Source organism: Allobosea sp. (genome assembly GCF_048595345.1).
GTDB lineage: Bacteria > Pseudomonadota > Alphaproteobacteria > Rhizobiales > Beijerinckiaceae > Allobosea.
Map to the genome: position 1 here is coordinate 1 of NZ_JBMDWH010000083.1, position 10,270 is coordinate 10,270.

Annotated in this window: 11 protein-coding genes; 5 read left to right on the top strand and 6 right to left on the bottom strand. The window is 68.6% G+C overall.

Annotated elements, in window-relative coordinates; all coding sequences use genetic code 11:
• The coding region (locus tag ACOJTB_RS09170) for a hypothetical protein (RefSeq protein ID WP_420102221.1) at nt 1-286 on the bottom strand (286 nt) is incomplete at its 3' end.
• Nucleotides 287-544: 258 nt separating this feature from the next.
• Between ACOJTB_RS09170 and ACOJTB_RS09175 the strand changes: the two genes are divergently transcribed.
• Together ACOJTB_RS09175 and ACOJTB_RS09180 are read left to right on the top strand one after the other, a co-directional pair.
• Entirely contained in the window at nt 545-1,492 is a 948-nt protein-coding gene (locus ACOJTB_RS09175; RefSeq protein WP_420102222.1) for an isoaspartyl peptidase/L-asparaginase family protein, read from the top strand.
• An 83-nt stretch (nt 1,493-1,575) separates the two neighbouring features.
• Nucleotides 1,576-3,030: an AMP nucleosidase gene (locus ACOJTB_RS09180; RefSeq protein ID WP_420102223.1), complete on the top strand. Its 1,455-nt coding sequence runs from the start codon at nt 1,576-1,578 to the stop codon at nt 3,028-3,030.
• A gap of 3 nt (nt 3,031-3,033) precedes the next feature.
• Here the strand turns inward: ACOJTB_RS09180 and ubiB are convergent, their stop codons facing one another.
• Nucleotides 3,034-4,590, bottom strand: coding sequence for a 2-polyprenylphenol 6-hydroxylase (gene ubiB, locus ACOJTB_RS09185; RefSeq protein ID WP_420102230.1), 1,557 nt, complete (start codon nt 4,588-4,590; stop codon nt 3,034-3,036).
• 133 nt (nt 4,591-4,723) lie between these two features.
• Complete coding sequence (gene ubiE / locus ACOJTB_RS09190; RefSeq protein WP_420102224.1) at nt 4,724-5,485, bottom strand: bifunctional demethylmenaquinone methyltransferase/2-methoxy-6-polyprenyl-1,4-benzoquinol methylase UbiE; 762 nt, start codon at nt 5,483-5,485, stop codon at nt 4,724-4,726.
• Nucleotides 5,486-5,600: 115 nt separating this feature from the next.
• On the opposite strand from ubiE, the gene mutM reads away from it, so the two are divergent.
• Both mutM and ACOJTB_RS09200 read left to right on the top strand, forming a co-directional pair.
• Entirely contained in the window at nt 5,601-6,494 is an 894-nt protein-coding gene (mutM, locus tag ACOJTB_RS09195; protein ID WP_420102225.1) for a bifunctional DNA-formamidopyrimidine glycosylase/DNA-(apurinic or apyrimidinic site) lyase, read from the top strand.
• A gap of 74 nt (nt 6,495-6,568) precedes the next feature.
• Nucleotides 6,569-6,955, top strand: coding sequence for an endonuclease domain-containing protein (locus tag ACOJTB_RS09200; RefSeq protein ID WP_420102226.1), 387 nt, complete (start codon nt 6,569-6,571; stop codon nt 6,953-6,955).
• A 742-nt stretch (nt 6,956-7,697) separates the two neighbouring features.
• Here ACOJTB_RS09200 and ACOJTB_RS09205 read toward each other — a convergent pair.
• Complete coding sequence (locus ACOJTB_RS09205) at nt 7,698-8,261, bottom strand: lipocalin family protein (protein WP_420102227.1); 564 nt, start codon at nt 8,259-8,261, stop codon at nt 7,698-7,700.
• A 195-nt stretch (nt 8,262-8,456) separates the two neighbouring features.
• On the opposite strand from ACOJTB_RS09205, the gene ACOJTB_RS09210 reads away from it, so the two are divergent.
• Nucleotides 8,457-9,230: an enoyl-CoA hydratase gene (locus ACOJTB_RS09210; RefSeq protein WP_420102228.1), complete on the top strand. Its 774-nt coding sequence runs from the start codon at nt 8,457-8,459 to the stop codon at nt 9,228-9,230.
• A 57-nt stretch (nt 9,231-9,287) separates the two neighbouring features.
• On the opposite strand, the gene minE is transcribed toward ACOJTB_RS09210, so the two are convergent.
• Both minE and minD read right to left on the bottom strand, forming a co-directional pair.
• Nucleotides 9,288-9,551 (bottom strand): cell division topological specificity factor MinE, encoded by a 264-nt coding sequence (gene minE, locus ACOJTB_RS09215; RefSeq protein WP_076442731.1) that lies wholly within the window; start codon nt 9,549-9,551, stop codon nt 9,288-9,290.
• The coding region (minD, locus tag ACOJTB_RS09220; protein ID WP_420102229.1) for a septum site-determining protein MinD at nt 9,548-10,270 on the bottom strand (723 nt) is incomplete at its 5' end. The genes minD and minE, both read right to left, overlap by 4 nt.

Below are 10,270 nucleotides of genomic sequence, written 5' to 3' on the forward strand. Positions count from 1 at the left end.
GCGGCGCCTCGGGGGCGGCGGGCCGCTCGGGCGCCGCCGGCCGCTCGGGTCCCGGACGGCCGGGCTGGCCGCGCATGCCGGGCTCGCCGCCCGGGCCGGGGCGTCCCGGCTCGCCCGGACGCCCGCCGCGCGGCGGTCCCGGCGGCTGTTCGCGCTCGCGCTCCGTGTCGCCCGGCGCGGGGGCCTGCGCGAGTTGAACACCCATGGCCGTATAGGCCTGCCCGGCCTGGGAAAGCAGGAGGGCCGGCAGCACCGTTCCCACCAGCAGCAAGCGTTTCGTGCGCATCAGATATCCATTCCTCGTTGCGACGTGCGGCCATGAAGGGCCGGTGGCCCTGAACCCGCGATGAAGCAAAAACGGCGGGAATCGGGCATGGTTCCGCTGCGCGAACCCCGTAGCGCCCTGCTTGAGCGGCCCGATGACCGCTCATCGCGGCAATGTGGGGCGGGGGCTGTCACCGCCGGCCAACCCTGCTAAAAGCCCGCCTTCGGCCGGCTGCCGCGCGGCCGGGACGATGCAATTCAGCTCGAGAGGCTTCGCCCGATGACACTCGCCCTCGCCATCCATGGCGGCTGCGGCACCTTGCCGAAATCCGAGATGACCGAAGGCGAATGGGCGCAGGCCCGTTCGGACCTCGCGGCCTCGCTGCGCGCCGGCTGGGCCGTGCTCGTCAAGGGCGGCCCGGCGGTGGACGCGGTCGAGGCGGCGGTGCGGGTCATGGAGGATTCGCCCCATTTCAACGCCGGCCACGGCGCCGCCTTCAACGCCGATGGCGAGCATGAGCTCGACGCCTCGATCATGGACGGCGCCACCCTCGCCGCCGGCGCCGTCTGCGCCGCCAAGCGCATCAGGAACCCGATCGTCGCCGCCAAGGCGCTGATGCTGCGCGGCGACCCGCTGCTGCTCGCCGGGCCGGCCGCCGACCTGTTCGCCGAGCATGAAGGCATCGACACGGTCGAGAACGAGCATTTCTCCACCGATCGGCGCCGCAAGAACCTCTCCTCGATGAAGATCCGCGAGCTCGTCGGCACCGCCTCCGAGGCGAGCGAGGCCGAAAAGCACGGCACGGTCGGGGCCGTGGCCTGCGACGCGCAGGGCCATCTCGCCGCCGCGACCTCCACCGGCGGCTACACCAACAAGCCGGCCGGCCGCGTCGGCGATTCGCCGATCATCGGCGCCGGCACCTATGCGCGCGACGGGCGTGTCGCCGTCTCCGGCACCGGCAAGGGCGAGTACTTCATCCGCTATTGCGTCGGTCACGAGATCGCATCGCTGATCGCCTATCGCGGCTTCACCCTGAAGGAGGCGACGCAGGCCGTGCTGGGCGAGCTCTCGGCCCACAAGATCGGCGCCGGACTCGTCGCGATCGGCCCGGACGGCTCGATCGCGGCGCCCTACAACACCGCCGGCATGTATCGCGGCTGGGTGACCCCGGACGGGCTCATCCATGTCGCGACCCATGGCGATGTCGAGATGGCCGGGCAGGCCTGATCCGTTTCGTCGGGCAGGGCTCCGTGTTGTCAGTGACTCGCCGCGGCCGCTAGAACGGGCCGATCGAAAGGACACCGCCTGCCATGACCTTCGAAACCGCCGCGACACCCGAGGCCGCCGTCGACCGGCTGGAGGCGCTCTACGACGCGGCGCGCGGGGCCTTGCGGGCCGATCTGCAGCGCTTTTTCGAAACCGGGACGCCCCCCACCCAGGAGCAGCGCGAGTGCTATCGCTACCCGCTGCTGCGCGTCACCTACGAGCCCTCCAAGCTGCCGGAGGCGACGCGGCGCGGCTATGCGAAATTCGCCGCGCCCGGCATCTATTCGACCACTGTGACGCAGCCGGCCGAGTTCCGCGCCTATCTGCTCGACCAGCTGCGCCCGCTCGCCGCCGAATATGGCGCGGTCATCGAGACCGGGGTGAGCCAGCAGGAAATTCCCTACCCTTACGCGCTGGAAGGCGGCGACGAGCTCGGCCGCGGCGCGATCACCGCCTCGCAGCTCGCCCGCTATTTCCCGACCCCGCTGCTCTCGCTGGTCGGCGACGAGGTGGCCGATGGCAGCTACGAGCTGGTCGAGGGCGAGCCTCGCCCGCTCGCGCTGTTCGATGCGGTGCGGGTCGATTTCTCGCTGCGTCGCCTGGTCCACTACACCGGCACGGATTGGCGCGCGGTGCAGCCCTGGGTGCTGCTGACGAACTACCACCGCTATGTCGACCAGTTCGTGCGGCTCGGCATCGCCGAGATCGAGGCCGGCACGGCCGAGGCGCTGGTGGCGCCGGGCGGCATCCGCATCGACCGCGACGGCGTCGACGTCTCGGCCGCCGAGCGGGTGATGTCGGCGCCCTGGCACCGCTTCCAGATGCCGGCCTACCACCTCATCCGGAAGAACGGAGAGGGCGTCACGCTGGTCAATATCGGCGTCGGCCCGTCCAATGCGAAGAACATTACCGACCATCTGGCGGTGCTGCGCCCCAATTGCTGGCTGATGGTCGGCCATTGCGGCGGCCTGCGACAGACGCAGATCATCGGCGACTACGTCCTCGCACATGCCTATCTCAGGCAGGACCACATCCTGGACGAGCTGGTGCCGCCGGATGTGCCGATCCCGGCGCTGGCCGAGGTGCAGGTCGCGCTCCAGCAGGCGGCGGCGGAGATCACCGGCGAATCCGGCGACCGGCTGAAGCAGCGCCTGCGCACCGGCACCGTCGTCACGCAGGATGACCGCAACTGGGAACTGCAATGGACCAAGGAGCGCCGGCGCATCAATCTCTCCCGCGCCATTGCGGTCGACATGGAATCGGGCACCATCGCCGCCCAGGGCTACCGGCTGCGCGTGCCCTATGGCACGCTGCTCTGCGTCTCCGACAAGCCGCTCCATGGCGAGATCAAGCTGCCCGGCGCCGCCAACGCCTTCTATGAGCGGGCGGTGGGCGAGCATCTGCGCATCGGCCTCGCGGCGCTCGAAAAGCTGAAGGAAGCGGGCGCGACGATCCATTCGCGCAAGCTCAGGAGCTTCGACGAGCCGCCCTTCCGGTAGGCCTCAGCCGAACACCCCATAGGCCACCAGCGCCGCGATCACCCACAGCGCGATCGTGCCCCAACGGTTGCCATGCCCTTCCGCGCGGCCGATCGCGGCGATGCTGCGCTCGTCGAGCGTGAAGCCGTGGCGGGAGGCGTCCTCCAATTGGCCGAGCACGCGCTCGGCGCGGCCGATCGTCTCCGGCAGATCGGCGAGCGAGCCCAGCAGCGAGCGCGCGCCGCGTCCGGCATCCTGAAGACGCCCGAGCGGTCCGAGGTTCTGCGTGATCCACTCGCGCACGACCGGATCGGCCGTGCCCCACATGTCGAGATGCGGGTCGAGCGAGCGGGCGACGCCCTCGACCACCACCATCGTCTTTTGCAGCATGACGAGCTCCGTGCGCGTCGCCATGTCGAACATGCCGGTGATCTCGAAAAGCAGCGTCAGCACCTTCGCCATCGAGATCTGGTCGGCGCGCTTGTCGTGGATCGGCTCGCCGACCGCCCGGATTGCCTGGGCGAAATCCTCGACGTCGTGATGCGCCGGTACATAGCCGGCTTCAAAATGCACCTCCGCCACGCGGCGGTAATCGCGGGTGATGAAGCCGAGCAGGATTTCGGCGAGGAAGCGCCGCTCCTTCAGGCCGAGCCGGCCCATGATGCCGCCATCGACCGCGACCAGCCGGCCCTGCGCATCGACGAAGAGGTTCCCCGGATGCATGTCGGCATGGAAGAAGCCGTCGCGGATCGCGTGCTTCAGGAAGGACTGGATGATCTTGCGGGCGAGGTCCGGCAGGTCATGGCCGGCGGCGCGCAGCCCCTCGATATCGGAGAGGCGGACGGCGTCGATCCACTCGTCGACCAGCATCTCGCGGGCGGTGAGCTGCCAATCCGGCTCCGGAACGCGGAAATCGGGGTCGCCCTTGGTGTTCTCGGCGAATTCGGAGAGAGCGGCGGCTTCGAGGCGCAGATCCATCTCCATGGTGACCGAGCGCGCCAGCGTCTCGACCACCCCGGTCATGCGCAGGCGGCGTGCCTCGGCCGAGCGCTGCTCGGCGAGCTCCGCCCCGAAGCGCATCGCGCCCAGATCGCGGTTGAAGCGGTCGCGGATGCCTGGCCGCAGCAGCTTCACCGCGACCTCCCGGCCATCCTTCAGCCGCGCGCGATGCACCTGCGCGATGGAAGCCGCCGCCACCGGCTCGCTGAATTCGAGAAAAAGGCTTTCGAGCGGCACGCCATGCGCCGCCTCGACGATCGCGCGCGCCTCGGCCATCGGGAAGGCCGGCATGCGGTCCTGCAGGGCCGAGAGATCCTGCGCGATCTTCATGCCGACGACATCGGGCCGGGTCGCCAGGAACTGGCCGAACTTCACATAGGAGGGCCCGAGTCGCGACAGCGCCGCCGCCAGCCGCTTGGCCGAGGAGCCGGCGCCGCGCCGTTCGATCAGCCGGCCGAGGCGAATGCCCCCACGCGCCAGCGGCGGCAGGACGGAGGGGTCGATCAGTGCCAGCGCGCCCTCCCGCGCCAGCACGAAGCCGACGCGCGCGCTGCGGGCGAGGTGGAAGAGCGAGGAGATCATGCGGTTCTCGCCCGTGCGGCACACAGCCGATCCGTCATGCTCGGGCTTGTCCCGAGCATCCACGTCTTCCCTTCATCCGCGTCGCAAGACGTGGATGGTCGGCACGAGGCCGACCATGACGGGGCACGAAGCATCACAGCTTCCAGCCGGAATGCAGCGCCACCACCCCGCCGGTCATCGGCGTGAATTTGGCCCGGCGGAAGCCCGCCTCCGCGATCATGTTCGCAAAAGCCTGAGGCCGGGGAAATTTCCGGATCGATTCGACGAGATACTGGTAGGGCTCGGCCTCGCCCATCACCATCCGGCCCATGGGCGGGATGACGTTGAAGGAATAGGCCTCGTAGACCTTGTCGAGCAGCGGCACGTCGACATGGCTGAATTCGAGGCACAGGAACCGCCCGCCGCGCTTCAGCACGCGATTGGCTTCGGCCAGCGCCTTGTCGATGCGCGGCACGTTCCGGATGCCGAAGGCGATGGTGTAGCAGTCGAAATGATTGTCGGGCAGGCCGAGCTCCTCGGCATTGCCCTGCACGAAGCGGATGCGATCGTCGTCCGGAAAGCGCTTGTCGGCCCGCTCGCGCCCGACGCGCAGCATATCGGCGTTGATGTCCAGCACGGTGACCTCGGTCAGCGGCCCGCCCGCCTCCAGCACGGAAAACGCCACGTCGCCCGTGCCGCCCGCGACGTCGAGATGCTGGAAGGCCCTGTCCTTCGGCGGGTTGATCGCGGTCAGCAGCGCGCTCTTCCAGGCCCGGTGCAGGCCGGCCGACATCAGATCGTTCATCAGGTCGTAGCGTCCCGCCACCTTGTGGAAGACGTCGTCGACCTTGGCCTGCTTCTCGGCGAGCGGCACGGTCTCGAAGCCGAAATGGGTGGTGTCGGAGGCTGCTGTCACGGTTCGGCGGACCTTCTGAGAAGCGGACCTTGTTTTCGGCCCGGCCGATGAATAGCCAAAGGCGGCGGGCTTGTCGCGGGCCCTCTCGACGCAGGCTTTACGACAGAGGCGAGGAATGCCCGAACTTCCCGAGGTCGAAACCGTGCGGCGTGGCCTCGAGCCGGCGATGCTGGGCGAGCGCTTCGCCCGTGTCGATCTGCGCCGGCCGGATCTGCGCTTCCCGCTGCCGGACCGCTTCGCCGAGCGGGTGAGCGGGCGTCGCGTGGAGGCCCTGTCGCGGCGGGCGAAATATCTCGTCGCCGATCTCGATGACGGGCAGGCGCTGATCATGCATCTGGGCATGAGCGGGCGCTTCGTGGTCGAGGCGCCCGGCACGCCCCCGGTCGAGCCCGGCGCCTTCTACAACGAGATCGGCCGGCACCTCATCCACGATCATGTCGTGTTCGAGATGGGATCGGGCGCACGCATCACCTATAACGACGTCCGCCGCTTCGGCTTCATGGATCTCGTCCCACGCGCCGAGCTGGCGACGTCGAAGCATTTCGCCGGCATGGGCATCGAGCCGCTCGGCAACGAGCTCTCCGGCGAGACGCTGGCCGCGCTCTTTTCCGGCAAGATCGCGCCGCTCAAGGCCGCACTGCTCGACCAGCGCCTCGTGGCGGGCCTCGGCAACATCTATGTCTGCGAGGCGCTGTTCCGCGCCGGCCTCCACCCCGAGGCCGCGGCGGGCAGCATCGCGACCCCGACCGGCCGCCCGCGCCCTGTGGCGCATGAACTCGCCCGCATCATCCGCGAGGTGCTGGAGGAGGCGGTCGCCGCCGGCGGCTCGACCTTGCGCGACTTCGCCCATGCCGACGGCTCGCTCGGCTATTTCCAGCACCGTTTCAAGGTCTACGACCGCGAAGGCGAGCTTTGCGTCACACCGGGCTGCGGCAGGCTGGTGAAGCGGCTGGTGCAGTCGGGCCGCTCGACGTTTTATTGCGAGCAGTGTCAGCCGAGAAGGCGGTAGGAGGTGGGCGCTGCCCGACACAACGAGGCGCGGGGAACCCCTCTCCCGGATGGGAGAGGGGCAGGGGTGAGGGTGTGCCGTTGATCGTGGATGCGATCCGCATCAGCATGATAACCGTGACCACTGAGCAACGACAATTTGCCCGAAAGCTTCGGCGCCGCTCCACCGAAGCCGAAGACATCCTCTGGTCGCTCCTCCGCAACCGCGGGCTGGACGGCCTCAAGTTCCGCCGGCAGGTGCCGCTGCTGGGCTACACCGTCGATTTCCTCTGCATCGACCGAAAGCTGATCATCGAACTCGATGGACGCCAGCATGGCTGGGAAGCCGATTATGACACGGAGCGGACGGCCGAAATCGAGCGACACGGTTTGACTGTGATCCGCTTCCGGAATGCGGACGTTATCATTGACCGGGATGCGGTAATTGCTGCTATCCGCACGGCGGCGAGCAGCTTTGTCTGAGCCTTCTGTGGCAACCGCACACCCTCACCCCTGCCCCTCTCCCATCCGGGAGAGGGGTTCGTGTCGCGGTTCTGGCGCCTCTGCGTAGAAACTTATCCCCGCCTTCCGCTACACCCCTAACCTGCCACCACCTCATCGCCGAGGGGCAGCCATCCGGAGGTGTGCCGTTGGTGGGGGTGGGGTCGGCGCCTGCGGGTGGAGTCACGATCCGCTCCCGGGAGGCTGCGGGGCACCGCCCTGGGGACACTACGATCCCTGTGCGAGGAGCTCGCTGGACGGCAAGGCGGCGCGAACGGCGTTTCGCGAGCAAGATGGCGACGAGGCCGTGTCGGGCCGGCGAGGGATCAGCCCCTTCCATCCGACGCCTGCGGCCGAAGCGCCACCGGGCGGACGAGACACCGGAGGAGAGGCCTTCCTTATAAGCGCGGCCCGCAGACTTAAGAACGCCGAAAGCGGAGCGCCACGGGGCGTGCGGAGGGTGGCTCAATCCCTCCGCGCCGCATCCTGGCTCAATGGAAGCGGCTTGATACCCTCGCGCCTCGCGGCGCTCCGCTGCCCCTCATTCTCTCACGAACGCGGAGACGCGGGCGGACGGAGACGCATGCGCGGGATCCTCCCCGTCATGCTCGCCCTGGTGGCGAGCATCCACGTCTTGAACACGACGCTCGACCAGCCAAGACGTGGATGGTCGGGACAAGCCCGACCATGACGGAGGGTGCCTGATCCGGGTCGCGGAGCGATCTCAGCGCTTCGGTTGCTCGGGAAATTCCAGCTTCGAGACGTCGTAGCCGAGCGCCGCGGCGCGCTGGACGAGGCGGTTGCGCTGTGCGGCGCCGATCTGCGGATCGCGGGTGAAGATGTAGAGGTCGCGGAAGGTCGGGTCGGCCGAGATGAACCAGCTGTAGTCCTCGGCGCGATCCAGCACCCAGTAATCGCGCTGCACCGGCACGACGCCGAAGAGCTTGTAGTCGACGCGCAATTTGGCGTTGAAGCCGGGGTCGAGGATCGTGCCCGGCCCGCCGACCGTCTTGAGTTCGCCCTTGGGGCTGCCCATGCGGCAGGAATCCAGCACCTCGATGCCGCCCTGGCGGTTCGGGCCGTATTCGGTGGCGCCGGCGACGCAGCCATCGGTGATCGTCATCGGCCGCCGGGCGATCTCGCGCCAGGTGCCGGAATAGAAGCGCGCGGCGTCGATGCGCTTGCGCGGCTCGGGCGCCTTGCCCGCCGTGCCCTGCGCGGTCATGGCGCCGCCGGCGCATCCGGCGAGGGTCAGTGCCGCGATGGCGGCGAGAAGGATGGATTTCATGACGGCCTCCCTGTGATCGAGCGGGCCGTTTCGGCGGCGCTTGCACAGCAATACGCGCAAGGCCGGGGTGCGGATCCACGGGCGGCGGCGGGCCTGGTCGTGTTCGCGCATCCGGTCGTGCGCCTCCTGCCCGTGGACTTCGCGGCCGCGAGCCCGCTAAACCTTCTGCCAACAGCACCAATCGGGGAGGCCGCCATGGCTTATGAGACCATTCTCGTCGAGACCAAGGGCCGCGTCGGCGTGATCACGCTCAACCGGCCGCAGGCGCTGAACGCGCTGAACGGCCAGCTGATCGGCGAGATCAATGCGGCGCTGGACGGGTTCGAGCGCGACGCCAGCATCGGCTGCGTCGTGGTCACCGGCTCGGAAAAGGCCTTCGCCGCTGGCGCCGACATCAAGGAGATGCAGAGCCGCACCTTCCCCGGGACCTATCTCGACGACAAATTCGCCGATTGGGACCGCATCGGGCAGCGCCGCAAGCCGATCATCGCGGCGGTGGCGGGCTTCGCGCTCGGCGGCGGCTGCGAGCTCGCCATGATGTGCGATTTCATCATCGCGGCGGACAATGCGAAGTTCGGCCAGCCGGAGATCAATCTCGGCGTCATTCCCGGCGCCGGCGGCTCGCAGCGCCTGACCAAGGCGGTCGGCAAGGCCAAGGCGATGGATCTGTGCCTCACCGGCCGGATGATGGACGTGCAGGAGGCCGAGCGCGCCGGCCTCGTCGCCCGCATCGTGCCGCTCGCCGATCTGATGACCGAGACGCTGAAGGCGGCGGACGCGATCGCCGCCAAGTCGCTGCCGTCTGTGATGATGGCCAAGGAGGCGGTGGACCGCGCCTTCGAGACGACGCTGCATGAGGGTCTGCGATTCGAGCGCCGGATCTTCTCCTCGCTCTTCGGCACGCAGGACCAGAAGGAGGGCATGACCGCCTTCGTCGAGAAGCGGAAGCCCGACTTCAAGAACGCCTGAACGGAAAAGGCGGCCCTTGGGCCGCCTTCTGGAACTGTCGGCGATGGCAAGGCGGCCTCAGGCCGCTTTCCGGCCCGCATCGAACGGGATCTCGATATCGACCGCCAGCGTCGAAACCTGCGCGCCGCGCTCCATGCGGACGCTGACCTTGTCGTCGTCGACCTGCATGTGCTTGGAAATCGCGCGCAGGATTTCGTCGCGCAGCTTGGTCACGAGGTCGGAATCGCCGACGGCGGCGCGCTCATGCGCCAGCAGCACCTGCAGGCGCTCGCGCGCGGCGGGGGCCGACTGGCGGCGGTGGAAGAAGCGGAGCAGGCTCATGCCGCTTTCCTTCCGAAGAACTTGCCGAAGAAGCTGCCGCGCCGCTCGCCCGGCACGGTGATCGGCAGCGTCTCGCCTTCGAGGCGGCGGGCGGCGTCGAAATAGGCGAGCGCCGGGGCGCTCTTCTCGTCGGCCAGCGTCACCGGCGAGCCGACATTGGAGGCGCGCAGCACGTCCATGCTCTCGGGAATGATGCCGAGCAGCGGGATCGAGAGGATCTCCAGCACGTCATCGACCTTGAGCATGTCGCCGCGCTCGGCCCGGACGGGGTCGTAGCGGGTGAGCAGAAGGTGCTTCTCCATGCGCTCGCCATTCTCGGCCTTGATCGTCTTGGAATCGAGCAGGCCGATGATGCGGTCGGAATCGCGCACCGAGGAGACTTCCGGATTGGTGACGACGATGGCGACATCGGCATGGCGCATCGCCAGCGTCGCACCGCGCTCGATGCCGGCCGGGCTGTCGCAGATCACCCAGTCGAAGGCGTGGCGCAGCGCACCGATCACGGTCTCGACACCCTCGGCGGTAAGGTTGTCCTTGTCGCGGGTCTGCGAGGCCGGCAGCAGGTAGAGCGTCTCCAGCCGCTTGTCGCGGATCAGCGCCTGGGTGAGCTTGGCCTCGCCCTGGATGACGTTGACGAGGTCGTAGACGACGCGGCGCTCGGCGCCCATCACGAGGTCGAGATTGCGCAGCCCGACATCGAAATCGACGACGACGACCTT

What these genes read in the sequence shown, in the direction of transcription:
- ACOJTB_RS09210 (WP_420102228.1), top strand. Translation starts at nt 8,457, where the DNA reads ATGGCTTATGAGACCATTCTCGTCGAGACCAAGGGCCGCGTCGGCGTG.
- mutM (WP_420102225.1), top strand. Translation starts at nt 5,601, where the DNA reads ATGCCCGAACTTCCCGAGGTCGAAACCGTGCGGCGTGGCCTCGAGCCG.
- ACOJTB_RS09175 (WP_420102222.1), top strand. Translation starts at nt 545, where the DNA reads ATGACACTCGCCCTCGCCATCCATGGCGGCTGCGGCACCTTGCCGAAA.
- ubiB (WP_420102230.1), bottom strand. Translation starts at nt 4,590, where the DNA reads ATGATCTCCTCGCTCTTCCACCTCGCCCGCAGCGCGCGCGTCGGCTTC.
- ACOJTB_RS09180 (WP_420102223.1), top strand. Translation starts at nt 1,576, where the DNA reads ATGACCTTCGAAACCGCCGCGACACCCGAGGCCGCCGTCGACCGGCTG.
- minE (WP_076442731.1), bottom strand. Translation starts at nt 9,551, where the DNA reads ATGAGCCTGCTCCGCTTCTTCCACCGCCGCCAGTCGGCCCCCGCCGCG.
- ACOJTB_RS09205 (WP_420102227.1), bottom strand. Translation starts at nt 8,261, where the DNA reads ATGAAATCCATCCTTCTCGCCGCCATCGCGGCACTGACCCTCGCCGGA.